The organism is Nonomuraea aurantiaca, assembly GCF_020215705.1.
In the GTDB taxonomy this organism is placed as follows: Bacteria; Actinomycetota; Actinomycetes; order Streptosporangiales; family Streptosporangiaceae; genus Nonomuraea; species Nonomuraea aurantiaca.
In genome coordinates this window covers 150,178-176,522 of sequence record NZ_JAIWNB010000006.1, presented here as the reverse complement: position 1 = coordinate 176,522, position 26,345 = coordinate 150,178, and the positions used below count along the sequence as shown (strand labels likewise).

Here is a 26,345-nt window from a genome sequence, read left to right as displayed (position 1 = left end):
CAGCGCTTCGCCGGGGTTGGCCGGATGGAATGCGCGAGATGCCTGCCCGGAGGCCCATGACTCGGTGAAGCCGGACCTACCGTGCCTCTCCGCACAGCAGCGCGGCCCACACGTCATGGGCCTGGCGTAGCGGCCAGCGAAAGGTCTCCTTGATCTCACGCTGGCGCTCGCATTGGAGCGTTCGGCGGATGAAGGACTGGCCGCCGGCCTGGCACAGCTCGTAGAACGTCGCGCGGCATTCACAGGTCCAGGCCAGGACGCGGACCTGGCTCACCCCGCAGAACGGCGGGTGCCAGACCAACTGCATGTGATCTTGTTGCGGCAGAGGCAGGTGCGGACTCAGGCATGCTGAGTCGATCACGATGAGTGGCCCATCAGAAGTGCGGACAGCGGATGATTCTGGCGGAGATCTTTGTATCGAAGAGCGACTCGACCAGCAGTGATTACCGGGTCGTCGACCGGAGTGAGCGCGTAGACCCATCGCCCACTGCGCGCAGATTTCCGCCCAGACCACCAGCGATAGCACCAGCCGTCGGTCCAGACCACCAGATCGACCCATACGGACACCAGAGCAAGCCCGTGTCCTTCCTGGATATCGGTTCGGATTCCCAGTGCCGCCAATTCATCGCTCAATCGCTTAGCGGCGCGCGACGGCGTGACCGGCGATTTCCCGTGTGCGTTGATGGGACGGGAACCCATGGAGGCCGGATGCATGCTGCAACGCTATGAGCAGGCCGAATAGGCTCGGAAGTGCGATTTCGTGTCACCTCCTGATGGCCTGCGGCGGAAGTGACACGAGCGGTGCCATAACTCAGTATTCAAGTCGCACAAAGTCCGCGAGATCGCACATTTCATCGGTGAGAGTGCGCCGTCTGCCGATGATCCCCTTCAGGATGTCTCTGGCATAGCTCTGGTTCGTCATCCACTCCGGGGCATCGTGCCGAACACCCTGCAAGATCTCAAAGGCCTCACTCTGCCGATGCATGCGGCGGTGCGCCTCGGCCACGTCGAGGAGATGCCGGTTCCGGTTGTTCGAGGTGGGACGCAGGTCGGTGAGGTGGATCGTCTGGGAGAGCTGGAGGACCTTGTCCGGCCGGTCCTCGATCATGGCGTTCTCCACCCGCTTCATCGCGACAGTCACCGGCCCGAAGGTGCGAAGGAAGTCATCGCCCGGCGTCAGGTCACGGCCCATAGCCACAGCGGCGGTGCGCGCGAGGCGGATCGTGTCGTCCGCCTCCCCGGGCCGGTTGTCGCGGATGGCAGCGGCGGAGGCCCGCAGCAGCAGCCAGCCCCAGGCGGACAGCTGGTGCGGTGTCGCGCGGGAGATACGAGGTTCCACGTCATCGGCCCAGCGCGTCGCCATCTGGCGGGCTTCGTCGAGGCGGCCCTGACGCAGGAGAAGCCAGCAATGTGTGCTGATCGTCGCTGCCGCGTCCAGGGAGTCGTTCATGTCGTCCATGGCCCGGGACAGCGCGAACTCGGCCTCGTCGAACTGGCGTGTCTGGGTCATCAGCCAGCCGACGAGGTGCAGCAGCCTGCCTCGTACGTGACGCTGTGACAGGTCCACTTCTACCAGCGCGTTCGCGTCCCTGAGCATCACGGGCAGCATGGCGGCGATCTGCGAGTAGCGGTCCTGTTTCCACAGCGGCATCGACGCTCCCAAGGCATCGCCCAGGCCCTCTGGCGTCGGCGCCTCTGTGGGCTGACCGTCGAGACCGTAGAGTGCCCGCCGTACCGGCGCCCACTGGTGGAGTGTCTCTTCGTCCGCCGGCTCAGCGTCCAGCCGGGCCATGAGCGACGTCGTCGGCACCTTGAGGGCCACCGCGACCTTGCGCAGCGTCTCCAGGCGCACGTCTTTTCGCGCGTCCTGTTCCAGCTTGCGGATAAGCGAGGCGGATACGCCGGCGAGGTCAGCCAGGCCCTGCTGAGTCAAGCCCCGGCGCTTCCGGACGCTGCGAACGCGTTCGCCTATCGTCGCCATGAATCCATGCTAAAGACGGGCCGCCGAGCGGGGGCTGACGGTGGCGAGGGGATGCCGAATGACAGCTCTACTGGATGACAGTTGGCTTCTCAACATCCGTCCTCAGCCCATGCCGGTCACCGCTGAGGAGTATGAGGCGCTTCCGGAGGAGATCGCCAAAGCCATCGAGATCGTCGACGGCTACGTGGCTTACTGCGCGACACCTACCCCGGATCATCAGACCGCCGCTCGGCGGCTGGCCAACATGCTCGAACGCCATGCTCGCGAGGCGATGAGCAAGGGCCACGAGTGTGTCGCCGTGAACACCAGCGTGGATCTGCGCCTGGGAGATCAGCCGTTGCTCAACCGGCGACCCGATGCCGCCCTCTACCGGTGCCTGGACCGCGAGCGGGACGAACGGCTCCGCGCCGAGTGGCCCTCGCCGTCGATCGCCTACGCTCAGCCGTTCGTACCTCGACCAGGCCCTCAGGCGCTCTGCCGGGCGCCGCATCCGTCGTCTCAAGCGTCGGTAGGTGGCCCGTGGTCTGCTGGTTTTTCGTCCTGTCAAATGTCGGTTGGCCCTCTGCAGTCTGTCGGTTTTTTGTGCCGTCAAATGTCGGTTGGGCCTTACGCTGGTGTCGATCGTCGCAGGGAGGAGCTGCCATGTCCGAGTTGATCTCACGCCGGGTGACCGGCCATGCCGAGGAGTTCCTCGACGCCTTCAGAGTCGTGATCGTCAATGGACCGAGGCAGTCAGGCAAGACCACCCTGCTTCACCAACTCAACAAGGGGGGAGGGGGAACCTACCTCACTCTGGATGACGGTCCGTTGAGATCGGCCGCGCAGGCCGATCCGGCTGTCTTCATCGCGGATGGGTCGCGTCCGATGATGATCGACGAGATTCAGCGGGGCGGTGACGACCTGATCCTGGCGATCAAGGCGGAGGTCGATCGGAAGGCTGAGCGGGGGCAGTTCGTTCTGGCGGGTTCCACGAGGTTTCTGTCCACGCCGTCGTTGAGCGAATCGCTTGCCGGTCGCGCGGGGATCCTTGAGGTCTGGCCCTTTGCTCAGGAGGAGCTTGCCGGAACGGGCGAGTCCTTTCTTGTGACGGCCTTCAACGATCCTGCAGCGTTGCGCTCTTCGTCACTCAGCGACTACAGCCGCAGAGACTACTTCGAACTGATCTGCCGAGGTTTCTATCCGGAGGCGGTCGCGATGAGATCGGAGTTCACCCGAGACCGGTGGTACCGGGCCTACGTTCAGTCGGTCATCGACACGGACATCAGGGAGATGGCGAGAGTCGACGAGCCGAGCAGTCTCCGGCAACTGCTCAACCTCGCCGCGGCGAGTACGGCGCAAGAGCCCAATTTCGTCAAGGTCGGCAACGATCTCCAACTCCATCGGAGTACGGTCACCCGTTACATCGGCTTGCTGGAGACCGTCTTTCTGATTCGTCAGGTTCCGGCGTGGTCGCGGAATCTTGTGGCCCGGTCGGTTCGTCGTCCCAAGCTCCACGTCACCGACACCGGCCTCGCCGCTCATCTGATCGGTGTCGACGCGGACGGCCTGGCTGCCAGGGTCTCGCCCGCGCGAGGTCCCCTTGTCGAGTCGTTCATCGTCAACGAGATCGCGAAGCAGGCCACGTGGGCGCCGTTTCGCGTCGGACTCCATCACTGGAGGGTCAGCCAGGGCGCTGAGGTGGACCTCGTACTCGAACGAAACAATGGACGGGTGGTCGGTGTGGAGGCCAAGGCCACCGACTCTGTGAATCAGGATGATTTCAAGGGCCTTGTCGCTCTACGCGAGAGTCTCGGCGATGATTTCGTGCACGGGTTCGTCTTCTACACAGGAGTGAGGTCGCTCTCCTTCGGAGATCGGCTGACGGCGTTGCCCCTCAGCGCCCTCTGGGACAGGTAGCACTTCCGGACTGCGATCACCCGCCGTAGCCCGCGCCGAGCACCCGACGTCTCGCGCGGGCTTGGCCGACCGTCACTGCAGTACCCAGCAGCGGCTAAAGCGAGGTCGTGTGGTGGCGGGCCCGGAACTCCGCCAGCAGTTCGTCGGTCACCTCCGCGCCGCCCGCCACGGCCGCGTGCACCTCGCGGAAGTAGCCCTCGTACCCGGCCGGCGTGTAAAGGCACAAGGCGTGGACAGGCTCGGTGCCGGCGTTGCGGAAGCCGTGCGGGGTTCCGCGCGGCGCGGCGAGCAGGTGCCCGGGGCCGACCGCCACCTCCCCGTCGCCGTGGTGCAGGGTCAGGTCGCCCCGCAGGACGTAGAAATACTCGTCGTGCTCGTGATGTACGTGCGGGCGGGCCCCCATCACGCCTCCCGCCAGGGTGAACTCCTCGAACGCGAAGCGGCCGCCCGTGTGCTCACCTGTCAACCGGAAGAAGTGGGCCACTCCAGCCACATCGATCAGCTCGCCGTCCTCGGGACGGCGGAGTATGGGGCGCGGCCCCGGCATCTGCTTATCGATCATCTCTGCATTATCGGCTGACGGCATCAGAGCGGCCGTCAAGGAGGCTCCCTGCGGAAACCGGAGTCGCCGATGAGTTTCAGGCGCGGGAGTGGTCTCACTCTCGAAACGACGGCGGGAAGGAACGGCTCCAGTGGACCTGTACAGCGTTGTGTGCGTGCGTGACCGGGCGACATCGCAGAAGTGGTTCGAGGTGTTCTTCGGGCGGCCGGCGGACGAGATCATCGGCGAGGAGCTCCTGTGGCAGGTTGGTGAGAACGCGTGGGTCGTCATCGACGACCGGCACATGCGGGCCGCACGGGTGGGCGGCACCATGATCACGCTCGGTGTGACCGACCTCGACGACATCCTGGCCCGGCTGGCCGCACACGGCATCACGCACGAGCCCGTGGAGACCTACGGCAACGGTGTGCGCCATGTGGAAGTCCTCGACCCGGACGGCAACAGCCTGTCGCTCGCGCAGGCACCCGCCCCTACCCTCAGTACGCCGCCAGCGTGAGCGCGTTGGCGGCCTCGTTGAGCGGCTTCATGATCGGCCGCATCGCCAGGTCCTTCCACGGCAGGCGGTTGACCAGCCGCATCATCGTGGTCTGCATCTTGATCTGCATCGGGCTGCCCGCGACCATCTGGGCGGCGTTGCTCGCGCCGAGCGTCACGTTCACATCCACGTACTCGCGCATCGCTTCGCGATATCCGGCGTAAGCCGCACGATGGTCGCCTGCCGCCGCGCTCAGTTCGCCGGCCAGTACGTACGCGCCCACCAGCGCGAGGCTGGTGCCCTGCCCGGACAGCGGGGACGGGCTGTAGGCGGCGTCGCCGATCAGGGCGGTCCGGCCGGTGGACCAGTGGTCCATGCGAACCTGGCTGACCGGCGTGAAGTAGAAGTCCGGCGAGTGCGGCATGGCCCGTAGCAGCGTGTCGCTCTCCCAGCCGACGCCGGCGAACGCCTCGGTCAGGATGCGCTGCTGGGCGGCCCGGTCGGAGCGGTCGGGCAGGACGGCGGGGCTCGGGAAGACGAACTGCGCCTTGGCGGTGTCGGGGCGGGTGGCGTAGACGTTCACCACCTTGCCAGGCGTCGGATAGAGCAGTTCCCAGTGGTCGAGCCCGAGGTGGTTGGGGACGGTGAAGACGGCCGCGTGCATCCCGAGGGGGTGTACGTAGCGCTCCTCCGGACCGAAGGCCACGCGGCGCACGGTGGAGTGCAGGCCGTCGGCGCCGATGACGAGGTCGAAGCGGCGGGGCGGAGCGTGGCGGAAGGTGACGTCGACGCCGTCGGGGCCTTCGTGGAGAGAGGTGATGGTGTCGCCGAACAGGTATTCGCAGCTGTCACGTGTCGCGTCGTAGAGGAGCCGGGCGAGGTCGCCGCGCATCACCTCGTCGTCGCCGGGGGCGCGCATGCCGATGAGGTCGGGGCCCAGGGTGGCCAGCGGCTTGCCGCTCTTGGCGACCCATGAGCCGCCCCGGATGGCGGTACTTGCCCGCCGGCGCCCTGCTCGACCAACTCGCCGACGCGCACGACCACCTGGCCTACCAGGAACAGATCCGCCTGGACGTGCTGCGCAACCAGCTCCTGCTGCTGGACGGCAAGCAGGAGGAAGGCATGCGGGGCCTTCGAACGCTGGCCGAGCAGGCGCAGGAGCGCGCCAACTTCGACCTGGCCGCGGAGATCTGGCGCCACGCCGCCGAGTCACTGGCTCGAACCGGCGGCGAGAACCAACCGCAGGAGCCCGCCACGTAGGCCCCCGTCAGGACTCCAGCAGGCGGCGCGGGCCCGGGCCCTGCTGGGCGAGCGTGTCGCCCGGATTGACCAGCGCGCACTGCTCGAACGACAGGCACCCGCACCCGATGCACTCCGTGAACCGGTCCCGCATCCGTTCCATCCGCTCGATCCGCGCGTTGATCTCCTCGCTCCAGCACTCCGACGCCCTGACCCAGAACTCCCGCGTCGGCGGGACGCCCTCCGGCAGGAACGCCAGCACGCCCCCGATCACCGACAGCGGTATGCCGACGCTCTGGGACGCGCGGATGAACGCCACCCGCCGCAGCGTGGTGCGGTGATAGCGACGCTGGTTGCCGGTGGTCCGGCGGCTGTCGATGAGCCCCTGCCGCTCGTAGAAGCGCAGCGCCGACGCGGGAACGCCGCTGCGCTCGGACAGCTCACCGATGGTCAGTTCCTTGGCGATCGCTTCGGGCATGCCCCGAGCCTAGCTTGACTTGAACATTGGTTTAAGTACGAGCCTGTCATCGAACGCCACGACAGGGAGCCCTCATGACCGATACGACAGCGGCCTGGATCAACCGTCACGCCCACCCGCTCGACCCGCAGGATCCGCTCCCCGATCTACCGCCATTGCGGGACATCGTGCGCGATGCCACGATCGTCGCCCTCGGCGCCTCGACCCGTCAGGCCCACGAGCTGTCGGTCTCCGCGCATCGGATGGTGCGGTTCCTGGTCGAGGAGCTGGGCTTCCGCTCGGTCGCGCTGGAGGGTGACGACCCGGCCCGCGTCGGGCTCGACGATTACGTCCGTACGGGGAAAGGCGACCCGCGCACGTCGCTGGCCGGTGCGCGAGCCTTCTGGCGGACCGGGGAGATCCTCGACCTGATCCACTGGATGCGGGCCTACAACGAGGACCATCCTGACGATCCGGTACGGTTCGCCGGCGTGCGGCCCCAAACCGAGCCGGCCGTCGGCATGCCGGCCATCGAGCGGCGGATGGCCGAGGACACGATCTGGTGGCACGAGCGCACCGGAGACAAGATCGTCTATTGGGGCGGCCTTGCGCACACCAGCGTCGCCCTCCAGCGGCTCGGCCCGCCCTCATCTCCCCAGATCTTCCAAGGGTCCGGCTCGTCGTCCCCGGAGGTCGCCCGGTACCGCAATGTGGGCGGGCATCTGCGCGAGCGCTTCGGGACCGGCTACCTGTCGATCGGGCTGACCTTCGGACACGGCACATTGCCGTTCGAGGTGCCCGCCCCACCGGTGGACTTCGCCGAGACTGCCCTGAGCGCCGCCGGTCTCGACGCTTTCCTGCTGGACCTGCGCGTAGAAGGTCCGGCCGCCGTACGGGCCTGGCTCGACGCGCCGGCCAGGACGCGGCTCATCGGGCCCCGCTACGACCCGGCGGACGACGCCGCCTACCACCTGTCCGGGGGCTCGTTCGGCGGCTGGTTCGACGCCGTCGTCCATCATGAGCGGGTGACGCCCGTCCGCGACCTATAGGTGCCTGTGGGGAAGGCTAGTGCCGGCGCACCATGGTGAGCCCGTCGGCGATCGGCAGAACGACCACGGTGACCCGGGGATCCTCCCGCACCAGGTCGTTGAACTCGCGCATCTCCACGGTCCTCGCGTCCGTCTCGGCCGGGTCGGCCACCCGGCCGCTCCACAGCGTGTTGTCCACCATGAGCAGGCCGCCCGGCCGCAGCCGGTCGATCAGCAGCTCGTAGTACGCCGGGTAATTGGGCTTGTCGGCGTCGAGGAAGGCCAGGTCGACGGGCTGCTGGAAGGCGGCGAGCGTCTCCAGCGCCGGGCCCAGGGTCAGGGTGACGCGGTCGGCCACGCCGGCCTTCTCCCAGTAGCGGCGGGCGATGGACGTCCACTCGTCGCTGACGTCGAAGCAGTGCAGCGTGCCGCCGGACAGGCCCCTGGCGATGCACAGCGACGAGTATCCGGTGAACGTGCCCACCTCGACCGCCACCTCCGGCTGGGTGAGCTGGGTGATCATCGTGAGGAACGTGCCCTGGTCGGGCGTGATCTGCATGCCCGCGCTGTCGCCTGTCGCCGCGATCGTCTCGGCGGCGAGCTCCTCCAGCAGGGGGTCGGGCTGCGTGGAGTGGTCGACGACGTAGCGCGCAACAGCAGGGTCGAGGAATTCAGATTTCATCTAAATGGTGGCGCGGAGACCCGGTCCTTCAGGGCCGGAAGGAAGCGCCACCCCTCCTTTCGAAAACAGTATGGAAAGACTCGGTCACGTTCGGTAATATGTGCGGTGGGTGGGGCCGCTGTGACAGGAGGTGCGCGATGGCGATCCGCCGCTCCACCACCAAACGCAACGGCCTGCCCACGACCGTGCAGTTGCGGCTCACACCCGCCCCGGCCCAAGCCGACGCGCTGGCCACGGCGGTGCAGGTGTGCAATCAGGCGGCCACCGTCGTCTCGCGCCTGGCCTGGCAGCACCGCGTCTTCACCGTGCTGGAGTTGCACCGGCTGGCCTACTACGAGGTGCGGGCGCAGGTGGCTGGGCTGGGCGCGCAAGCGGCGGTGCGGGCGATCGCCCGGGTCGCCGCCGCCTACGCCAACCGGCGCGCCAGCAAGAAACGCGCTCACATCTTCCGCCCGCACGGCGCCGTCCCTTACGACGCCCGGCTGATGAGTTTCAACCGGGACGCCCGGACGGTGTCGCTGTGGACTCCCACCGGCCGCGTCACCGTCCCCTACACCGGTCGGCCGGAAGACCTCAAGGCCGTGGACACGTTGTCGGTGGGGGAGGCGGACCTGATCTGCCAGCGCGGGGTGTGGCTGCTGCAGGTCGCCCTCACCCTGCCCAAGCCGGCGGTGCGTGAGCCGGTCGGCGGCTTTCTTGGGGTGGATCAAGGGGTGGTGAACCTGGCGGTCACCGGCGACGGCGTGGTGCTGCCTGGCCCGGCCCTGCCAGGGCCGATCGGTGGTAACGGCCATGTCCGTACGCTGCGGGAGCGGCGGCATCGCCAACGTCGGCGGTTGCAGAGGAAGGGGACGTCTGCGGCGCGGCGGGTGCTGCGCCGTCTGTCCGGGCGTGAGCACCGGATGATGACCCATCTCAACCACCAGATCAGCAAGTTCGTGGTGCGTGAAGCCGAACGCACCGGCCGTGGTGTCGCCCTGGAGGATCTGCAGGGTATCCGCGGGCGGGTAAGGGCTCATCGGTTCCAGCGGCGCACCCTGCACGGCTGGGCCTTCGCTCAGCAGATCACCTTCACCCGCTACAAGGCCGCCCGGGCCGGAGTCGCCTTCCTGCTGGTCGACCCCGCCTACACCTCGCAGGGCTGCCCGGAGTGCGGGTACGTCAGCAGGGCGAATCGGCCGGCGCGGGGCCGGTTCGACTGCCAAAGGTGCGGCCTCGCTGGGCACGCCGACCACATCGCGGCCCGCAACATCGCCGCACGCGGCGCTGCGGGCTGGGCTGTTATCAACCAGCCACACGCTACCGGTCTCCCTTCTGCCAGACGGGACCGTGAGAGCAAATCACCGGCTTCGGTCGGTGGTAGTTGATGATTTTATTCTCAATCAGTATGGGAGCAGCTCCGGCCAGTTGCCCGGGCGCAATGGGGAAAGTCATAATCCCCAATGTCTAAAGACATAAAACGTCCGATATGTCAAACGGGTACTCTTACGGGGTGGGTGAAACGGCGACCTCGGCGAGGGGCCTAGGGGCGACCGGAAAGGCTGCTCCGCGCGGGCGTATCGCCAAACGAGAAGCGATCATGACCGCTGCAATGAGGGTGTTCGTCCGCGACGGTTACTCGGGTGCGAGCATCGAAACCATCGCCGCTGAAGCGGCGGTATCCAAACAGACCATCTACAACCATCTGGGCGACAAGCAGCGCTTGTTCGAGTCCCTGATCGACGAGAACTTCGATCGGGTCAATGCCCAGCAATTCGCCATGATCGAGACCTTTCCCGATCGTCCGGCGAACCTCATGGCGGAGCTGACGGCGTTCGCCGGTGCTCTCATGCGTGACTGTCTCATGGACGAGCGGGCGCGCGCCTTGCGCACACTCGTCCAGGCAGAGGGATCTCGGCGTCCCGACATCGCCAGGCAGTGGCGGCAGCGTGGTCAGGGCCAGCTCGCGGGGTCCCTGGCCGCCAGGTTCGCCCGGCTGGCGCTGGCCGGGAAGCTCTCCCTGGCCGACCCCGATCAGGCGGCGCGCGACTTCCTGGCGTTGATCACGTATGACGCCCAGGTCGGCTGGACCATCGGCGAGGCGTCGATGCGAGACGACGAGCTCGACGCCTCCATCGCCGCCGGGGTCCGGACGTTCATGCGCGCGTACGGCAACGGAAACGGCAACGGTCACCACAACGGAAACCACAACGGAAACGGCAACGGCTCGGCTGGAGGCTGACAGACGCCCGCCCTCGCTCTTCGGGTAAGGTCTCGGCGATCAATGAGCTAAGGGCGGGCAAAATGAACAAACGGGTGACGGCCATCGTGGCCGTGGGTGTGGCGCTCGTCGTGCTGCTGACTGTCGTGGCGTTCTCTGAGCCCGGCACGTCGGCGGCACAGGGAGTGCGGCTCACCCGGCAACCCGACGGTTCCATGGTGCTCGCGGACAGGGGCGGCGACGCCCCTGTCCTCGACCTCTACGAGGACTTCGACTGTCCCGTCTGCAAGGAGCTGCACACCAGGGTCAACGCGACGATCGAGCGGCTGGCCAAGGAGGGCAAGGTCAAGGTCGTCTTCCATCCGGTGACGGTCTTCGAGGACGAGCCCATGCGGTCCAACTCCATCCGCGCCGCCGCCGCTGCCCGCTGCGTGCCCGAGGAGAGCTGGCTGGCGTTCAGGGAGGAGCTGTACGCGATGCAGCCCTCGCCGCACGGGCTGGCCTCGGGCTTCGACGTACAGGAGCTGGCCAAGGCGGCCAGGAAGGTCGGCGCGGACGTCGACCAGTGCGTGACCTCGCAGTCGTACGCCGACGCGCATCTGCAGGAGAGCGCGAAGGCGGGGATCGACGGAACGCCGACGCTGCTCCTCGACGGTGAGGTGCTGGGCAACGAGGCCTTCGACCCGGCCACCCTGGAGCGGGCCATCACCGGCGGATCAGGCATCACCGTCTGAGTGCGTCCCCCATCGCCGCAGGATCGGCGCGCGTCACCGTCGGAGACATCCCAAGGGTTGAGATCGATGTGCCGACCAGTGGATAGATGTGGCAGACTCACAAGCACCATGTTCTACGGTCTGCTCATTATCAGCAGGCGCGCTGGCTGACAAAGGGACACCGCCAGCGCGCAGACCTCTCACGTCCGTGAGGGGTCTTTTTGTTTTCCAGGGAGACGACACCATGGCCGACGACCGCTTTCACGTCTATGACACGACGCTGCGTGATGGCGCCCAGCAGGAGGGCCTCACCCTCACCGTCGCCGACAAACTCGCCGTCGCGCGGCAGCTGGACGGCCTGGGTGTCGGCTTCATCGAAGGGGGCTGGCCCGGCGCCAACCCCAAGGACACCGAGTTCTTCAGGCGCGCTCAAACAGAGCTCGACCTGAAGCACGCGCAGCTCGCCGCGTTCGGCGCGACCCGCCGAGCAGGTGTGAAGGCAGCCGACGACCCGTTGGTGGCCGCCTTGCGCGAATCCGGCGCGCCGGTCGTGACCCTTGTCGCCAAGAGCCACGACCGGCACGTGGAGCTGGCCCTCCGTACGACTCTCCAGGAGAACCTCGCGATGATCCGCGACACGGTCTCCCACCTTCGTGCGGGGGGACAGCGAGTCTTCCTCGATGCCGAGCACTTCTTCGACGGCTACAAGTCCAACCCAGCCTACGCGCTCGAGGTCCTGCGCACCGCGGCCGAGGCGGGCGCCGACGTCATCGCCCTGTGCGACACCAACGGCGGCATGCTCCCCGACGAGCTGGCCGACATCGTCCACGCCGCCGTCCAGACCAGCGCCCGCGTCGGCATCCACTGCCATGACGACACCGGTTGCGCGGTCGCCAACACGCTCGCCGCCGTCAAGGCCGGCGCCACGCACGTGCAGGGCTGCGCCAACGGCTACGGCGAGCGGTCCGGCAACGCCAACCTGTTCACCGTGGTCGCGAACCTCCAGCTCAAGCGGGGCTTCGACCTGGTGCCGCAGGAGTCGCTCGCCGACATGACGCGCATCGCCCATGCGATCACCGAGGTCACCAACGTCACGCCCAACTCCCACGCGCCCTACGTCGGCATGTCGGCGTTCGCGCACAAGGCCGGGCTGCACGCCAGCGCCATCAAGGTCGACCCCAACCTCTACCAGCACATCGACCCCGCCCAGGTCGGCAACGACATGCGCATGCTGGTCTCCGACATGGCCGGCCGCGCCTCGGTCGAGCTCAAAGGCCGCGAGCTGGGCTACGAACTCACCCCCGAGGCCACCAAGACGCTGGTCGACCGGGTGAAGGACCTGGAGTCCAGGGGCTTCACGTTCGAGGCCGCCGACGCCTCCTTCGAGCTGCTGCTGCGCGACACCGTCCACGGACAGCGCAAGCGCCACTTCGAGGTCGAGTCGTGGCGGGTGATCGTCGAGCGCACCAAGGGCGGCGAGCTGGTCAGCGAGGCCACGGTCAAGCTGCACGCCAAGGGCGAGCGCATCGTCGCCACCGGCGAGGGCAACGGCCCGGTCAACGCGCTCGACCGGGCGGTACGCCTGGGACTGGAGAAGCTCTACCCCGAGCTGGCCAGGCTGGAGCTCATCGACTACAAGGTACGCATACTCGAGGGCACCCACGGCACCGACGCCATCACCCGCGTGCTCATCACCTCCAGCGACGACACGGCCGAGTGGTCCACGGTCGGCGTCGCCGAGAACATCATCGACGCCTCCTGGCAGGCGCTGGAGCAAGCGGTGACGTACGGCCTGCTCCGCGCGGGCCGCGAAGCGGGCTAGAGCAGCTTGGCGGGGAAGGTCAGGCCCTGGACCTTGACCTTCCCGCCCGAGCAGGACACCTTCGGCGCGTCGGTGTCGGGCACGATGACGGTCAGCAGCGACGTGGCGGCGGGGGAGACGACGACGTTCGTCGGCACCTTCGACAGGTACGTCGGCGACACCCAGCCCAGCTTCCCGCCCCGCTGCACCTGCTGCCCGCCCACCGGCTTGCACCCCGCCAGCTGGACCATCGTGACCCGATACTTCCCGTCGCCCAGCACGACCCGGCCGCCGCCGTTGGAGATCACCTTGAGCGACGGGGCGAACCGCCACAGGTTCTTGACCTTCTTGCCGCCGGAGGCGGTGTCGAGCACCGCCATCACGTCCTGGCCGTGGTTCACCAGCACCGATCGGGTGCGGGAGGCGCCGTAGGCCGTGTCGGTCAGCCGGAAGGCCTGCCGGTCCTTGCCGTACGAGGACTTGATGAGCTTGCTGGCCGTGCGCGGCCGGAAGCGCCCGCCCACCACGGACGGCACGTTGTGGGCCTCGGGGGAGAGCGTCCAGTAGCGGTAGGAGCTCTTCTCATAGGAGTTGAAACCGCCGTCGACCAGGATGTCGCGGCCCTGGGCGTAGTAGGTCACGCTCAGGTGGTCCTCGTGGCCGTGGAACTTCAGGCCAGGGCCGAACCTGATCGAGTAGAAGGCGGATTCGGGCTTGCCCCAGTCGGTCCGGCCGTAGACGTAACCGGCCTTGTAGACCTTGACCTTCTCCTTGGGCGTGCCGGTCTCGATCTTGGGCTCGACCTCGGCGCTGCCGTCGCCGATCGGCACCATGAAGCCGTTGGGCTGGGTGGAGTGAGCGACGAACGTCTTGAGCGCGTCGGCCCGCTTGGTGATCTCGCCGGGCACCTTGCGGCCGCAGTCCTTCATGTTGGTCATCGCGACCATGAGCCTGCTGTGCACGTAGACGGCGTAGCGCGGCGCCTGCTCCATGAGCGCGCCCTGGGAGTCGACGTCGAGCTTGACCGTGCCGGTCAGCCGCTTGACGGCCAGGCTCAGCCAGTCCTTGCGGTCGTAGCGGCAGGCGATGCCCATGAGCGCGATGTCCTGGTCGATCCCGTGGTTGTGGCCCTTCTTGTAGAGCCGCGAGTCGGACAGGAGCTTGCCGTGCTCGGCCAGTGTCTGCTTGAGCCAGGCGTCCTTGACGTGCATGCTCAGGCAGACCAGCGCCTGGGAGCGGAGCGAGACGGGGTGGTCCTTCCAGGCGTACGACGGTGTGCCGCGGGCGCCCCGCCTGTTGCTCGCGGCCCAGTCCTTGGTGATCTCCACGGCCCGGTCGAGGTAACGCTCCTCGCCGCTGTTCTCGTACGCCACGACGAGCGTGCCCATCCAGCGCAGCGACTGGAAGACGAACTCCCACGAACGGTTGTGGTACGGGCTCATGCTCCAGTTGATCTTCTTGCCGATCTTCACCGGAGGCTGCTCGACCAGGGGCAGCTCACCCCGCATGACCTCGTCCGCCGTGGGCGTGCCGGGCAGCCAGTCGCCCTGGCACTGCGAGGTGCGCTTCACCGACGTGTCGGCGTGCGCGGTGCTCACCAGCCCGGGGGAAACGAGCATGAGAGCGAGGGGGATCGCAAGGCGGCGCACGCCGGTTCCTTCCGGGCAAAAAGATGGGGGCGGAACATGCTGACCGAATCACGATCAACTGGTCAAGTTGGGTGCCGGATCGTTAGCGGCTCGATGCGACTCGGTTTCCGGGCCGGACATTTCACGACATGCTGAGGGCATGAGATACGACGACATCGTGATCCCGGACACCCCCGTCTGCTGGGGCGCCTTGGAGGTGGCGACCAGGTATCACTCGCCCTCGTTGCTCAACAACTCCGTGCGCGCCTACCTGTGGGCGGCGGCGTACGCGGGACTGCACGGGATCGCCTTCGACCTTGAGCTCCTGTACGTGTCGTCGATGCTGCACGACATCGGGCTGACCGCGGAGTTCGACAGCCACACGGTGCCGTTCGAGGAGGCGGGCGGGCATGTGGCCTGGGCGTTCGCGGCGGGGGCCGGATGGCCGGTCGAGCGCAGGACGCGGGCCGCCGAGGTGATCATCCGCCACATGTGGGACGAGGTGCCGCTGGCGGAGGATCCCGAGGGACACCTGCTGGAGCTCTCGACCGGCATGGACATCTCGGGCCGGCGTACCGACGAGATCCCCGCGGAGTTGCGGCAGGAGGTGCTCGCCCGCCATCCGCGGCTGGAGATCGCCAAGGAGTTCGCGGCCTGCGTGACCGATCAGGGCACCCGCAAGCCGTCCAGCCTCGCGGGCGGGTTCGTCCGGGCGGGCCTCATCGACCGCATCGCCCGCAACCCGCTGGACGACTGAGGAGCGCGTCTCACTGGACGACGCGGTGTGCGGCCGGGGCGGGTTCCAGGGTCACCCGGGCCACCGCCGGTACGCGATCCGCCTCCAGCGCGCTGCGCATGTGCGGGATCGCCACGCCCGACAGATGGTCCCTGAGCTCGCTCATCGGCGCCTGCTCGTCCGCCACGAGGCGCAGCCGTACCAGCGGCCGGGCGCCGGAGCACCCAAGATCGGCCCCGGCGCTCAGCACGGCGGGGCTGGTCTCGACGTCCGCCGCGACCGCCGAGGCCATGCCCTTCGCGGTGAGGTCGGTGACGCCTCCGGGGCCGGTCTCCAGCCGCAGCGAGTCGCGGCTGTCGCGGCGCCCCTGGACGAACAGCCAGCGCAGGCCGAGCAGCGCCACGATCACGGCCACCAGGGCGATGGCCCACCAGATCCACGGGCTCCAGGCCGCGAAGAACGACCGCACGGAGAAGTTCACGATCGGCGTCAGCGCGCGGGCTCGTCCGAACGCCCCCAGGCCGCGGGCCAGCGCGTAGGCGCCAAGGAGGAGCAGCACGATTCCAGTCAGGGCCAGACCCCACCGGTTGCCGCGGCTCGTTCTGCGGTTCACTTGCGCTCCCTCACGTTGACCTTCACGTGGTACGACTCGACGGGGCTCAGCGCCACGAGCCTGGACAGCACCGCGGTGCGTACGTCCGCGCCGAACCGCTCCCGATCCCACCCGGCGGTGGTCGCGGTGACGGCGGCCGTGTGGCCGCGGACCGAGGCGCGGGCCGCGTGCACGCCCGGAACCCCTTCCGCGGCATGCGCCAGCGCCCTGGCGAAGCTCCTGCGCCGCATGCCGATGATCAGGTCCGGGTCCCCGGTACGTACCGGCACCAACCGCGGCCTGCCGGGCACCAGCGCGGCCACCAGCAGCGCCAGCCCGACCAGCGCGACGAGCGCGGCACCGAGCAGGAACAGCGAGTTGTTCCACGGAGTGGACGCCGCCCAGCTCAGCATCCGGTCCAGGCGGGCCCATCGCAGCGGCCGCCCGGCCAGCGCCGAGATCGTCTGCGCGGCCACCACCACGCCCAGGACGGTGAGCAGCGCGGCCACCACGACGGCGGGCACGGTCCGCCGCGGCCTGAACGCCCGCATCGCCGCCCGATCCGCCGCCCGCTCGGCGCTGCCGTCCCCCGAGGGCCGGTCCGTGGCCGGGACGATCGTACCGCCCAGCGGCGCCTCCATCGTCTGGTCGCCCAGGGTCGTCGTCACCGGTTCGTTCGCCCCGTGGGCGCCGGTACTCATGGCGAAACCTCCGGTGGGGCCGTGAGTTCGGTCATCGTGATGTCCACGTGGGACACCTGGAGTCCCGTCAGCGTGGTGATCCTGCTCGCCACGTGGCTCCTGATCGCGGCCGCGACCGCGCGCAGCGGCATCGGATAGGCCACGGACACGGCCAGCGCGATCTCCACGGTGTCACCATGCACCGTGGCGTTCGCCGGGCGCGTCCCGCGTAGCCCGCCGCGCTCGATCACCTCGCGCACCCCAGCCACCTCGCGGGCGGCATGGCGGGCGATCTTGGCCGCCACGCGGTCCGTGACCTCGGTACGGCCACGCCGCTCGGGCGGTACCGCCGGAGCAGGACGCTGCCCCGGCACCAGCACGGCGGACGCCTGGGACGCGGGCGTGTCCGTGGTCATCTCCGCCTCACGGTGAGGTTCGACAGGTTCACCTCGCCGCCCTCCATGAGGCGGCCCACCAGGAGACCGATCGCGCCCAGGACGAGCACAAGGAGGAAGGCACCGAGCCCGCCGATGGCGCCGACGATGCCCAGCACCATGCCCACGGCCATGCCGATCACGGGCAACCATGAAATGTTCGTCATGAGGTCTCCTCGGGTGCGGGCGCCGCGTCTTCGGGCGCCACGTCGTCGATCCGGATGTTCACCGGGCGGTCGCCGGCCAGGTCGGCCACCGCCCGCCGTACCTCTTCTGCCGTCTCGGGAAGCGGGCGGCCGAGGCGCGCCACGATGTCAATGATCACCTCGCGGTCGTTGACGTAGACGCCCGTGAGGCGCTCGCCGGGCAGGTATGTCGCCACTGTCCCGAAGAGGCCGCCCGACAGCCCGGCCACCCCGGCGCAGGCGCGAACCCGCTCGGCGACCAACTGGGCCTCGTTCGGCGGGGCCTCGGTCGGCCGGGCCTCGGTCGTCCGCGCATCACTTGCCGGAGCGCCGCTCGTCGGGGCAGCACTCGCCGGGGCGCCGCTCGTCTGAGCGCCGCTCGTCTGGGCCTTGGTCATTGGACCCTGGGCCCCTGCTCCGCCTTGCCGCCGGACCGCTCTCCCCCGGCGGCGCTCATACCGCTGTCCTCCCCGGCGGGTGTGGGCAGGTGTACGTCGTCGACCCTGATGTTCACCTCGGTGACCTCGAGCCCGCACATGCGCTCGATCGCGTTGATGACGTTCCTGCGCACGGCGCCGGCCAACTCCGGGATCGCGATGCCGTACTCGGCGACCAGGTCGAGGTCCACGGCCGCCTGCCGCTGGCCCACCTCCACCGAGACGCCCTGGGAGAGACTCTTGTCGCCGCCGACGATGCCGCGCATGGTGCTGAGTGCTCTGGCGGTGCCGCCTCCCATGTCGTACACGCCGGACACCTCGCGCGCCGCGATGCCGGCGATCTTCGCGACGACCACGTCCTCGATGGTGGTGGTGCCCTTGTCGGTCACCAGTGACCCGGACGGGCCGCCTTCCATCGTCCTGGCCCGCGGTACGGTGCCCTGCTGATTGACTACCGTGTCAGCCACGATCCGTCACCTCCCGACACTCGATGTGTCACAAAGACCTCGTAACCTCCAGGCAACCGAAAATGCGTGACAAAACGGACTTTAGGTATGTTTGTGACTGATTCATGGGGCGGGCTGAGCGGGTGGCGGCGGCGATAGCCTTGTCAGGTGCGTATAGCGAGGTTCTCCACAGGCGAAGGCGTGTCGTTCGGCGTGGTCGAGGGTGGCCCCGGTGAGGAGTTCGTGTCCGCGATCTCCGGGCACCCGTTCGGGGACGTTCAGTTCACCGGCGAACGCCACCCGCTGTCCCAGGTGCGGCTGCTGGCCCCGATGCTGCCCAGCAAGGTGGTGGCCATCGGCAGAAACTACGCCGAGCACGCCCGTGAGCTGGGCAACGAGGTCCCGGACGAGCCGCTCATCTTCATCAAGCCGTCCACCTCCGTGATCGGCCACGGCGAGCCGATCGCCTACCCGACGTCGCTGTCCCACCGCGTCGACTACGAGGGCGAGCTGGCCCTGGTGATCGGCCGGCTGTGCCGCGAGGTGCCGGTCGAGCGCGCCAAGGACGTCATCTTCGGCTACACGTGCGCCAACGACGTCACCGCCCGCGACCTGCAGAAGAAGGACGTCCAGTTCACCCGGGCCAAGGGCTTCGACACCTTCTGCCCGCTCGGGCCGTGGATCCAGACGGATCTCGACCCCTCCGACCTGGCGCTCACGACGACGGTCAACGGTGAGGTGCGCCAGAGCGGCCGTACCAACCAGCTCATCCACGACATCCCCGCGCTGGTCGCCTACGTCAGCGCGGTCATGACGCTGATCCCCGGCGACGTGATCCTGACCGGCACCCCGGCGGGCGTCGGCCCGGTCGAGGTCGGTGACGAGGTCAGCGTCGGCATCGAAGGCATCGGCACTCTGACGAACAAGGTGGTCTCCCGTGACTGATCTACGGGTGCGTTTCGCCCCGTCGCCCACCGGTATGTTCCACGTTGGCGGCGCCCGCACGGCGCTGTTCAACTGGGCGCTGGCCGAGCAGTCCGGTGGCCGCTTCGTGCTGCGCGTCGAGGACACCGACGCGACGCGCAACCGGCCCGAGTGGACCGAGGGCATCATCTCGGCGCTCGACTGGATCGGCATCAACGGCACCAACCCGGTGTTCGAGGGTCCCTATTTCCAGTCGGCCTACGAGCCGCAGCACCGTGAGGCCGTGGCCAAGCTGCTCGCCGACGGCAAGGCGTACTTCTGCGACTGCACCCGCGAGGCGCTCGTCGCCCGCACCGGCTCCGAGCACAAGGGCTATGACGGGTTCTGCCGTGAGCGGGGCCTGACCGAGGGCGCCGTCCGCTTCCGCACCTCCGACGAGGGCGTCACGGTCGTCGAGGACGTCATCAGGGGCCGGGTGGAGTTCCCCAACGACGCCCAGGAGGACTTCGTCATCGCCCGCACCGACGGCTCGCCGCTCTACGTGCTGGCCAACGCGGTCGACGACATCACCCAGGGCATCACGCACGTGGTGCGCGGCGAGGAGCACCTGGGCAACGCGGCCAAGCAGGAGCTCCTGTGGCCCGCGCTCGGTGCCAACCCGCCGGTCTGGGCGCACCTGCCGGTGATCGTCAACGAGCAGCGCAAGAAGCTGTCCAAGCGCCGCGACAAGGTGGCGCTGGAGGACTACCGCGCCGAGGGCTACCTGGCCGAGGCCATGGTCAACTACCTCATGCTGCTCGGCTGGGGGCCCGGCGACGACCGCGAGATCATGCCGTGGGTGGAGATGATGCCGCTGTTCAAGCTGGAGAGCGTCAACTCCGCCAGCGCGTTCTTCGACGAGAAGAAGCTGCGGGCCTTCAACGGCGAGTACATCCGCGCCCTGCCCGTCGAGACGTTCGAGGAGCGCTGCTCGCCCTATCTCGAGGTCGACTGGGACCGGGAGATGTTCAGCAAGGTCGCCACGCTGGCGCAGACCCGCATCACCGTGCTGTCCGAGATCAGGCAGAACGTCGACTTCCTCTTCCTGGACGAGCCCGTGTTCGACGAGGCGTCCTGGGACAAGGCGATGAAGAACTCCCCGGTGGAGATCCTCAGCGGCTACCTGGAGCGGCTCCAGGGCGTCAGCTGGGACCCCGAGTCGCTCAAGGAGGCGCTGGAGCAGGTCGGCGCCGCCCACGGCCTCAAGCTGGGCAAGGCCCAGGCGCCCGTGCGCGTCGCCGTCACGGGCCGGACGGTGGGTCTGCCGCTGTTCGAGTCGATCGAGGTGCTCGGCCGCGAACGCACCGAGGAGCGGATCCGCGCCGCCCTGGCCCGCCTCCAGGGCTGACCGCGACGATCCGCCGCGCCCCTGAGCCGTGCGCTGGACAAGCGCGGAGGACAGGGGCGCGGGGGGTGGGCACGGCGGGCGTCAGAGGAGGCCGCGGCGCTCCAGCAGCGGCTGGATGCTGGGCTCCCGGCCGCGGAAGTTGCGGAAGGCGGTCAGCGGGTCGATGCTGCCGCCCCTGGACAGCAGCTCGCGGCGGAAGTGGTCGCCGTTCGCCCGCTCCAGCCCGCCGTTCTCCTTGAACCACAAGACGCTCTCGGCGTCCAGCACCTCGCTCCAGATGTAGGAGTAGTAGCCGGCGCTGTAGCCCCCCGCGAAGATGTGCGCGAAGTAGTTGGTCCGGTAACGCGGCCGGACCGTCGGCAGGGCGATCCCGGCCGCCTCCAGCGCCGCGGACTCGAACGCCTCGGCGTCGGCCACCGCCTCGCCCGCGGCCAGCTTGTGCCAGGCCCAGTCGAGGAGCGTCGCGGCCAGATATTCGACGGTCATGAAGCCCTGGTTGAACTTCTCCGCGGCCTTCATCTTCTCCACCAGCTCGGCGGGCATCGGCTCGCCCGTCTCGTGGTGTTTGGCGTAGTTGGCCAGGATCTCCGGCCAGGTCGCCCACATCTCGTTGACCTGGGACGGGTACTCGACGAAGTCACGCGGCACGCTGGTGCCCGACACGCGGGGGAAACGCACCTCGGAGAACAACCCGTGCAGCGCGTGCCCGAACTCGTGGAAGGCCGTGCTCACCTCGTCGTAGGTCAGCAGCGTCGGCCCGGCGCCCGGCTTGGTGATGTTGAGGTTGTTCATCACGACCGGCAGCTCGCCGAACAGGCCCGACTGGTCGACCAGGTTGTTCATCCACGCGCCGCCCCGCTTGTTGGGCCGGGCGTACGGGTCGAGCAGGAACAGGCCGAGCCGGCCGCCGTCCTCGTTGAACACCTCGTAGACGCGTACGTCCTCGTGGTAGCCCTTCAGGTCGGGCCGCTCGGTGAACGTGACGCCGTAGAGCCGGGTGGCCGCGTGGAACACGCCGTCGCGGTAGACGCGCCACAGCTCGAAGTAGGGCCGCATGGCCCCGGCGTCGAAGTCGTAGCGGGCCTGGCGCACCTTCTCCGAGTAGTAGGACCAGTCCCACGGCTCGATCGCGAAGCCGGCCTGCTCGGCGAGCGCCTCCGCCTCTTTCTTCGCATTGCGTACGGCCGGACCGACGAGCTGCCCCAGCATGGCCTCGACCGCCTCCACGGTCTTGGCCGTCTGGTCGGCGACCGTGTGGGCGGCGTGGCTGGGGAAGCCCAGCAGCCCGGCCCGCTCGGCGCGCAGCGTCGCCATCCTGATCGCCAGCTCGAAGTTGCGCGGCGCCCGCTCCACGCTCAGCGTGTAGAGCCTGCGGCGCACCTCGCGGTCGGTGAGCTGGGCCAGCGCCGGCTGGTTGGTGTAGTTGAGAAGCGGCAGTTCATAGCGGCCGTCCTTGGCCAGCGACTGGATCGTGGCCTCGTCCAAGCCGTCGAGATCCTTGGCGTCGTCGACGACCAGCGCGGACTCGCTCAGCGCCTTCAGCAGGTTCTGGGCGAACTCGGTGGACAGCCGGGACAGCTCCTCGTTGAGCTGCCGGAGCTCGCCCTGCTCGGCCTCCGTCAGGTCGGCGCCGGCTCTGACGAAGTCCTCGCGGTATTTCTCCAGCAGCCACGACTCCTCGGGGTCGTCGGTGGTCACCTGCTTGACGCGGGCCCAGAGCGCGCGGTTGAGCCGGATCGCGTCGCTGTGCTTGGCCAGCGCGGGCGAGATCTGCTTCTCCAGCTCCAGGACGCCCTCCGTGGAGTTGGAGGAGACGATGCTGAAGAAGGCCGCGGACACGCGCTCCAGGATGCGCCCGGAACGCTCCAGCGCGGCGATCGTGTTGTCGAAGGTGGGCGGCTCGCCGTTGTCCGCGATCGCCTCGACCTCGGCGAGCCCTTCCGCCATCCCGCGCTCGAAGGCGGGAAGGTAGTGCTCCTCGCGGATCTCCTCGAAGGGCGGCAGCTGGTAGGGCAGGCTGCTGGGGGCGAAGAAGGGGTTCTCTGCCAACGCTTGGGCTCCTCCACGTGGTGCTTTGTCCCCCTCAGCTTGGCACGCCCGGCCCCCTTCCGTGCCCCGGAGGAAGGCGGTTCGGCAATCGTTTTGGTCTTGGCGCCCAAGCTGGGCTATTCTTTCGGACGTCGCCTTAACGCGCCCCACGGGGTTCGGGCCGGTGGGGTATGGTGTAATTGGCAGCACGACTGATTCTGGTTCAGTTAGTCTAGGTTCGAGTCCTGGTACCCCAGCGCTTAACGGATGTCTCATAGAGGCGTCCGTTTTTGCTTATGGATGAATTTCGGATGCGGCCGGGGTCGTTCCCCGCCTTCCTGGCTCCCCTCCTGATGCCCCTCGTGCTCTTCTTCCCCGTGTGCCTGCTGCTCGGCGCCATCGCGACGGGCAGCACGGCCGCCGGAGTGCTGATCGGCGCCCTCGGTGTCGGCGCGCTCATCGGCGTGCTGGCGATCAAGCACCGCCGGATGGTGGCGGGCACCGTCGTGCGCTTCTCTCCGCAGGGCGTGGAGCTGATGGACGCCCATGGCTTCCGCCTTTGGCTGGCATGGGCCCGGATGGAGCGGATCGACGTCGTGGAGAGCCGGATGGCCGGTCCCCGTCCGATCGGCCGCCTCGGGGGCGTTCGGGTGCGAGCCGGCGCCCTGCGGTCCGTCGGGCTGATCGGCTGGGGCGAGCGTGACGTGCCGGCGCGGATGCCCCCGTGGATGCGGGCCCGGCTCGCCGCGGTGCCCGTAGATCCGGAGACCGGCCTCCAGTGGCTCGGCATCCCGCTCGGCGCCGTCGATCCACTCTGGGAACGCGGCCCGATGGGCGACTGGGTCCGCCGCCATAGGCCCGATCTGCTGGCCTGATAGTGGTTTGGTGGTGCTCCGAGGGTGCGGTAGAGTTACCTGCGTTGCCGGGGGAACCTGGCAAAATCGCTTGTGGACAGGGTCCCGTCGTCTAGTGGCCCAGGACGCCGCCCTCTCAAGGCGGTAGCGCCGGTTCGAATCCGGTCGGGACTACCACTGTCACAAGCTCACGAAGGTCCCGTCGTCTAGTGGCCCAGGACGCCGCCCTCTCAAGGCGGTAGCGCCGGTTCGAATCCGGTCGGGACTACATTTCATCACCGCTCTCGGTCGCGTCTCGCGCCGGGGGCTTTTTCATTTCTCCGCCCTGAGACGTCGCAGAAACGGCGATGGCGCCGCTCCAGCAGCTGGAGCGGCGCCATCGGTACGGAGAATGCCTAGGAGTTGGAGCGGGCCTTGAACAGCGCCCGCCGCGCCGCCTTGGCGACCTGCTTGTCCGGGTGGACCTGGGAGATCAGGTCCAGCAGCTCTTCCACGTGCGCGTGCGGGATCTTCCAGATCACCTCGAGCAGGTTGTTGAGCAGCTCCGGCCCGATGTCCCGCAGGCTGCCGACGAACTCCGAGCGGCCGAGCCCGGCCGAGATCGTCCACATGTCGAGGATCAGCCAGTGGGTGTCGTCCTGCGTCGGCTCCGGCGCGCCCTCCACCTGAAGCTGGCTCAGGTGCGTGGCCGCGTAGGGGCGCAGCGAGGACTGCTTGAGCGCCTCCTGCCAGGCCGGGATCGCCGCCTCGCCGAGTGTGCCGACCACGCTGGCCGCCTGCACCCGGATGAGCGCGTCCGACTCGTCCTGCGCGGCGGCCTCCAGCAGCTCCTCGGCCGCCTTGCCGGGCTCGCGCAGCCGCATCCAGTCCGCGAACTCGGAGTCGGCCTCCTCCTCCGGCAGCTCGGCGCTGAGCGCGAGCAGCTCGTGGGCGCTCATCGACTCGATGGCCGGCCGCGCGTCGACCTCGATGTCGGAGTCGTCCACCAGGTGGACGACGCCCTCGGTGCCGAGCGGCGTGAGGCTGACCGTCTGGCCGGTGACCTCGACCATGCCGTAGCCGGTCAGCCAGGCGACCGCCCCGGCGAGCGGGTCGCCCGCCGCCTCCCAGGCGTCGGCGCCCAGCTCGTCGAGCTCCGCGGCCGCCTCGGACAGCTCCTGGCCGAGCTCCTCCAGGTCGCGCGAGCCGCCGCCGAGGAGCAGCCTGACCAGCACGCCCCGCGTGAGGCCCGCCAGGGCCATGGTGAGGTCCTCGTCGGCCAGCTCGGGGTCGCCGTAGTCGACCGAGTGCAGGCCGAGCATCCAGGCGTCGAGAACGTCCTCGTCGTCGTCGAACGGCCACTCGGACGTGTCGTCCTGGACGCCCACGGTGTTGGCGTCACCCGGCTCCAGGAACTCCAGGTCGACGGCGAGGTTCCAGACGTTCCACAGCTGCGGTACGGCCTCGGCGAGCGAGCCCTCGGTCTCCGGCCTGGGCAGCCCGACGGCGGCCAGCGCCTCGGCTACCTCGTCGTCGGAGAGCAGGGTGTCCTCCCCCACCCGGCGCCCGGAGCCCACCCACAGGGCAAGGTCGCGCGCCTGGGCGATCAGCGGCACCTCGCGGGCGGCCGCGGCCAGCTCGGAGTCGGGGCGCAGCCTGATCGTGTCGAGGTCGGCCAGCGCGTCGGCGAACGGCTCGAAGTCGCCCAGGTCGCCGATCTCCTCCTCCTCGTCGTCGTCACCTTCGGCGTCGTCGTCGAGGAGGTCCTCCATCAGCTCGACGAAGTCGTCCTCGACGTCGTCGAGCTCGGCCTGCAGGTCGGAGAGGGAGTCGGAACCCTCGGTGAGCCGTCCGGTCTGCGAGAGGAACGTCAGGTACGCGTCGACGGCCGGGAGCATCCCGTCGGCGGCGGCGTCAGGGTCCTCCACGACCTTGGGCATGCGGTCGAGCAGCAGGTTGCGCAGGTCGGCACGCTTCCACGTGCCGAGATCCTGGGAGAAGGCGAGGCGGTGCCACAGCGCCGCTGGTCCTACAAGCTCGGGGTCGCTCTCGGGCGCGTTGTCGCGCGCCCAGATGATGAACTCTTCGAGCAGGGGTCGCAGCTCAGTGGCGGCTACCTCGATGCGATCTGTCACGCACTCAGGCTAGTGCGCCCGCGAGGCACTCGGCTCCCCAAATAGGCGCTTTTGCTGATCATGACGTGCGGCGCATGGCTTCCGTGATGCGTTCGGCCGCCGCCATGACGGGCACCGCGTGCAGCCGGCCGGGGGCTCTCGTCAGCCGTTCGATGGGCCCGGAAACCGAGACCGCCGCGATGACCTTGCCGCCGCTGCCCCTTATCGGCGCGGAGACGCTGGCCACCCCTTGCTCCCGCTCGCCGACGCTGTGCGCCCAGCCCCTGCGCCGCACCGACGCCAGCGTGGCGGCGGTGAACTTGGCGCCGCGCAGCCCCCGGTGCAGGCGGTCGGGCTCCTCCCACGCCAGCAAAATCTGGGCGGCGGAACCCGCCGTCATCGGCAACGCCGAGCCCACGGGCACGGTGTCGCGCAACCCGCTGGACCGTTCGGCCGCGGCCACGCAGACCCGCTCGTCCCCCTGGCGCCGGTAGAGCTGCGCGCTCTCGCCGGTGAGGTCGCGCAACTGCATCAGCACGGGCGCGGCCACCGCGAGCAACCGGTCCTCACCCGCCGCCGTGGACAACTCGGAAAGCCGTGGGCCGAGCACGAACCTGCCCTGCGTGTCACGGGTCACGATGCGGTGGTGCTCGAGTGCGACGGCGAGCCGGTGGGCCGTGGGTCTGGCCAGGCCGGTGGCCTGGACCAGCTGTGCCAGCGAAGCGGGACCCGCTTCGAGGGCATTGAGTACCAGAACGGCCTTGTCCAGTACGCCGACTCCGCTAGAGTTGTCCATACACCGATACTGACGTCTCGACATATGAGAAGGCAAGTCGGAGGACACTCCCGCGAGGGAGCGCGATGGGGAGCATCGCATCAACCAGGAG

Annotated in this window: 30 protein-coding genes and 3 tRNA genes; 16 read left to right on the top strand and 17 right to left on the bottom strand. The window is 68.6% G+C overall.

What is annotated here, in order from left to right:
* Positions 1 to 76: 76 nt before the first annotated feature.
* The 3 genes from LDL49_RS16930 to LDL49_RS16920 form a co-directional block, all read right to left on the bottom strand.
* Positions 77 to 307 carry a hypothetical protein gene (locus tag LDL49_RS16930; protein ID WP_225292020.1) on the bottom strand — a complete coding sequence of 77 codons (231 nt, stop codon included), beginning with the start codon at positions 305 to 307 and terminating at the stop codon, positions 77 to 79.
* 50 nt (positions 308 to 357) lie between these two features.
* On the bottom strand, positions 358 to 714 hold the full coding sequence (locus LDL49_RS16925) for a hypothetical protein (RefSeq protein WP_225292019.1): 357 nt from the start codon (positions 712 to 714) through the stop codon (positions 358 to 360).
* 97 nt (positions 715 to 811) lie between these two features.
* Positions 812 to 1,981, bottom strand: coding sequence for a helix-turn-helix domain-containing protein (locus LDL49_RS16920; protein ID WP_225292018.1), 1,170 nt, complete (start codon positions 1,979 to 1,981; stop codon positions 812 to 814).
* Between the two features lie 58 nt (positions 1,982 to 2,039).
* On the opposite strand from LDL49_RS16920, the gene LDL49_RS16915 reads away from it, so the two are divergent.
* Together LDL49_RS16915 and LDL49_RS16910 are read left to right on the top strand one after the other, a co-directional pair.
* A complete protein-coding gene (locus tag LDL49_RS16915) occupies positions 2,040 to 2,636 on the top strand; it encodes a Uma2 family endonuclease (RefSeq protein ID WP_225292017.1) in 597 nt (198 codons plus the stop codon).
* The gene (locus LDL49_RS16910; protein WP_225292015.1) at positions 2,624 to 3,877 is read left to right on the top strand and encodes an ATP-binding protein; all 1,254 of its coding nucleotides are present in this window, start codon (positions 2,624 to 2,626) and stop codon (positions 3,875 to 3,877) included. The genes LDL49_RS16915 and LDL49_RS16910 overlap by 13 nt, the downstream gene beginning before the upstream one ends.
* A 94-nt stretch (positions 3,878 to 3,971) precedes the next feature.
* Here the strand turns inward: LDL49_RS16910 and LDL49_RS16905 are convergent, their stop codons facing one another.
* On the bottom strand, positions 3,972 to 4,439 hold the full coding sequence (locus LDL49_RS16905; protein WP_225292014.1) for a cupin domain-containing protein: 468 nt from the start codon (positions 4,437 to 4,439) through the stop codon (positions 3,972 to 3,974).
* Between the two features lie 154 nt (positions 4,440 to 4,593).
* On the opposite strand from LDL49_RS16905, the gene LDL49_RS16900 reads away from it, so the two are divergent.
* Complete coding sequence (locus tag LDL49_RS16900) at positions 4,594 to 4,935, top strand: VOC family protein (RefSeq protein ID WP_225292013.1); 342 nt, start codon at positions 4,594 to 4,596, stop codon at positions 4,933 to 4,935.
* On the opposite strand, the gene LDL49_RS16895 is transcribed toward LDL49_RS16900, so the two are convergent.
* Positions 4,916 to 5,833, bottom strand: a complete 918-nt coding sequence (locus LDL49_RS16895; protein ID WP_225292012.1) for an FAD-dependent monooxygenase — start codon at positions 5,831 to 5,833, stop codon at positions 4,916 to 4,918. The two genes, LDL49_RS16900 and LDL49_RS16895, sit on opposite strands and share 20 nt — an antisense overlap.
* 53 nt (positions 5,834 to 5,886) lie before the next feature.
* Here LDL49_RS16895 and LDL49_RS16890 point away from each other — a divergent pair, with 53 nt between their 5' ends.
* Positions 5,887 to 6,174, top strand: a complete 288-nt coding sequence (locus tag LDL49_RS16890) for a hypothetical protein (RefSeq protein ID WP_225292011.1) — start codon at positions 5,887 to 5,889, stop codon at positions 6,172 to 6,174.
* Positions 6,175 to 6,181: 7 nt separating this feature from the next.
* Here the strand turns inward: LDL49_RS16890 and soxR are convergent, their stop codons facing one another.
* Positions 6,182 to 6,631 carry a redox-sensitive transcriptional activator SoxR gene (soxR, locus tag LDL49_RS16885; protein WP_225292010.1) on the bottom strand — a complete coding sequence of 150 codons (450 nt, stop codon included), beginning with the start codon at positions 6,629 to 6,631 and terminating at the stop codon, positions 6,182 to 6,184.
* 74 nt (positions 6,632 to 6,705) lie between these two features.
* Here soxR and LDL49_RS16880 point away from each other — a divergent pair, with 74 nt between their 5' ends.
* Positions 6,706 to 7,659, top strand: coding sequence for an erythromycin esterase family protein (locus tag LDL49_RS16880; RefSeq protein WP_225292009.1), 954 nt, complete (start codon positions 6,706 to 6,708; stop codon positions 7,657 to 7,659).
* A 16-nt stretch (positions 7,660 to 7,675) separates the two neighbouring features.
* On the opposite strand, the gene LDL49_RS16875 is transcribed toward LDL49_RS16880, so the two are convergent.
* A complete protein-coding gene (locus LDL49_RS16875) occupies positions 7,676 to 8,320 on the bottom strand; it encodes an O-methyltransferase (protein WP_225292008.1) in 645 nt (214 codons plus the stop codon).
* 137 nt (positions 8,321 to 8,457) lie between these two features.
* Here LDL49_RS16875 and LDL49_RS16870 point away from each other — a divergent pair, with 137 nt between their 5' ends.
* The 4 genes from LDL49_RS16870 to cimA all read left to right on the top strand — a co-directional run bounded on the left by LDL49_RS16870 (position 8,458) and on the right by cimA (position 13,055).
* Positions 8,458 to 9,687 carry an RNA-guided endonuclease InsQ/TnpB family protein gene (locus LDL49_RS16870; RefSeq protein ID WP_225292007.1) on the top strand — a complete coding sequence of 410 codons (1,230 nt, stop codon included), beginning with the start codon at positions 8,458 to 8,460 and terminating at the stop codon, positions 9,685 to 9,687.
* Between the two features lie 212 nt (positions 9,688 to 9,899).
* Positions 9,900 to 10,541: a TetR/AcrR family transcriptional regulator gene (locus LDL49_RS16865; RefSeq protein WP_263655138.1), complete on the top strand. Its 642-nt coding sequence runs from the start codon at positions 9,900 to 9,902 to the stop codon at positions 10,539 to 10,541.
* A 62-nt stretch (positions 10,542 to 10,603) separates the two neighbouring features.
* On the top strand, positions 10,604 to 11,254 hold the full coding sequence (locus tag LDL49_RS16860) for a DsbA family protein (RefSeq protein WP_225292005.1): 651 nt from the start codon (positions 10,604 to 10,606) through the stop codon (positions 11,252 to 11,254).
* A gap of 223 nt (positions 11,255 to 11,477) precedes the next feature.
* The gene (cimA, locus tag LDL49_RS16855) at positions 11,478 to 13,055 is read left to right on the top strand and encodes a citramalate synthase (protein ID WP_225292004.1); all 1,578 of its coding nucleotides are present in this window, start codon (positions 11,478 to 11,480) and stop codon (positions 13,053 to 13,055) included.
* Here the strand turns inward: cimA and LDL49_RS16850 are convergent.
* Positions 13,052 to 14,683 (bottom strand): heparinase II/III family protein, encoded by a 1,632-nt coding sequence (locus LDL49_RS16850; RefSeq protein ID WP_225292003.1) that lies wholly within the window; start codon positions 14,681 to 14,683, stop codon positions 13,052 to 13,054. The genes cimA and LDL49_RS16850 overlap by 4 nt on opposite strands.
* Before the next feature lie 139 nt (positions 14,684 to 14,822).
* On the opposite strand from LDL49_RS16850, the gene LDL49_RS16845 reads away from it, so the two are divergent.
* Positions 14,823 to 15,419, top strand: a complete 597-nt coding sequence (locus LDL49_RS16845) for an HD domain-containing protein (RefSeq protein WP_225292002.1) — start codon at positions 14,823 to 14,825, stop codon at positions 15,417 to 15,419.
* A 10-nt stretch (positions 15,420 to 15,429) separates the two neighbouring features.
* Here the strand turns inward: LDL49_RS16845 and LDL49_RS16840 are convergent, their stop codons facing one another.
* Genes LDL49_RS16840 through LDL49_RS16815 form a run of 6 tightly spaced genes read right to left on the bottom strand, consistent with a single transcriptional unit; the run spans position 15,430 to position 18,142 of the window.
* The gene (locus tag LDL49_RS16840; protein ID WP_225292001.1) at positions 15,430 to 16,011 is read right to left on the bottom strand and encodes an Asp23/Gls24 family envelope stress response protein; all 582 of its coding nucleotides are present in this window, start codon (positions 16,009 to 16,011) and stop codon (positions 15,430 to 15,432) included.
* On the bottom strand, positions 16,008 to 16,691 hold the full coding sequence (locus tag LDL49_RS16835; protein ID WP_225291999.1) for a DUF6286 domain-containing protein: 684 nt from the start codon (positions 16,689 to 16,691) through the stop codon (positions 16,008 to 16,010). Before LDL49_RS16835 ends, LDL49_RS16840 begins: the two co-directional genes overlap by 4 nt.
* The gene (locus LDL49_RS16830) at positions 16,688 to 17,086 is read right to left on the bottom strand and encodes an Asp23/Gls24 family envelope stress response protein (protein WP_225291998.1); all 399 of its coding nucleotides are present in this window, start codon (positions 17,084 to 17,086) and stop codon (positions 16,688 to 16,690) included. Before LDL49_RS16830 ends, LDL49_RS16835 begins: the two co-directional genes overlap by 4 nt.
* On the bottom strand, positions 17,083 to 17,271 hold the full coding sequence (locus LDL49_RS16825; RefSeq protein WP_225291997.1) for a hypothetical protein: 189 nt from the start codon (positions 17,269 to 17,271) through the stop codon (positions 17,083 to 17,085). The genes LDL49_RS16830 and LDL49_RS16825 overlap by 4 nt, the downstream gene beginning before the upstream one ends.
* Positions 17,268 to 17,687 carry an Asp23/Gls24 family envelope stress response protein gene (locus LDL49_RS16820; RefSeq protein WP_225291996.1) on the bottom strand — a complete coding sequence of 140 codons (420 nt, stop codon included), beginning with the start codon at positions 17,685 to 17,687 and terminating at the stop codon, positions 17,268 to 17,270. The genes LDL49_RS16825 and LDL49_RS16820 overlap by 4 nt, the downstream gene beginning before the upstream one ends.
* Complete coding sequence (locus LDL49_RS16815) at positions 17,684 to 18,142, bottom strand: Asp23/Gls24 family envelope stress response protein (RefSeq protein WP_225292248.1); 459 nt, start codon at positions 18,140 to 18,142, stop codon at positions 17,684 to 17,686. The genes LDL49_RS16820 and LDL49_RS16815 overlap by 4 nt, the downstream gene beginning before the upstream one ends.
* A gap of 198 nt (positions 18,143 to 18,340) precedes the next feature.
* On the opposite strand from LDL49_RS16815, the gene LDL49_RS16810 reads away from it, so the two are divergent.
* Together LDL49_RS16810 and gltX are read left to right on the top strand one after the other, a co-directional pair.
* The gene (locus LDL49_RS16810; RefSeq protein WP_225291995.1) at positions 18,341 to 19,117 is read left to right on the top strand and encodes a fumarylacetoacetate hydrolase family protein; all 777 of its coding nucleotides are present in this window, start codon (positions 18,341 to 18,343) and stop codon (positions 19,115 to 19,117) included.
* Positions 19,110 to 20,483, top strand: coding sequence for a glutamate--tRNA ligase (gene gltX / locus LDL49_RS16805; protein ID WP_225291994.1), 1,374 nt, complete (start codon positions 19,110 to 19,112; stop codon positions 20,481 to 20,483). Before LDL49_RS16810 ends, gltX begins: the two co-directional genes overlap by 8 nt.
* Positions 20,484 to 20,564: 81 nt before the next feature.
* On the opposite strand, the gene LDL49_RS16800 is transcribed toward gltX, so the two are convergent.
* On the bottom strand, positions 20,565 to 22,532 hold the full coding sequence (locus LDL49_RS16800) for a M3 family metallopeptidase (RefSeq protein WP_225291993.1): 1,968 nt from the start codon (positions 22,530 to 22,532) through the stop codon (positions 20,565 to 20,567).
* A gap of 164 nt (positions 22,533 to 22,696) precedes the next feature.
* On the opposite strand from LDL49_RS16800, the gene LDL49_RS16795 reads away from it, so the two are divergent.
* The 4 genes from LDL49_RS16795 (at position 22,697) to LDL49_RS16780 (ending at position 23,633) form a co-directional block, all read left to right on the top strand.
* A tRNA-Gln gene (locus LDL49_RS16795) sits at positions 22,697 to 22,768 on the top strand.
* Between the two features lie 39 nt (positions 22,769 to 22,807).
* Positions 22,808 to 23,386, top strand: coding sequence for a hypothetical protein (locus LDL49_RS16790; protein WP_225291992.1), 579 nt, complete (start codon positions 22,808 to 22,810; stop codon positions 23,384 to 23,386).
* 80 nt (positions 23,387 to 23,466) lie between these two features.
* Positions 23,467 to 23,542 (top strand) — tRNA-Glu (locus tag LDL49_RS16785).
* An 18-nt stretch (positions 23,543 to 23,560) separates the two neighbouring features.
* Positions 23,561 to 23,633: transfer RNA gene (locus LDL49_RS16780), tRNA-Glu, on the top strand.
* 127 nt (positions 23,634 to 23,760) lie between these two features.
* Here LDL49_RS16780 and LDL49_RS16775 read toward each other — a convergent pair.
* Positions 23,761 to 25,479 carry a hypothetical protein gene (locus LDL49_RS16775; protein WP_225291991.1) on the bottom strand — a complete coding sequence of 573 codons (1,719 nt, stop codon included), beginning with the start codon at positions 25,477 to 25,479 and terminating at the stop codon, positions 23,761 to 23,763.
* A 58-nt stretch (positions 25,480 to 25,537) separates the two neighbouring features.
* Positions 25,538 to 26,254: an IclR family transcriptional regulator gene (locus LDL49_RS16770; protein ID WP_225291990.1), complete on the bottom strand. Its 717-nt coding sequence runs from the start codon at positions 26,252 to 26,254 to the stop codon at positions 25,538 to 25,540.
* Between the last annotated feature and the right edge of the window lie 91 nt (positions 26,255 to 26,345).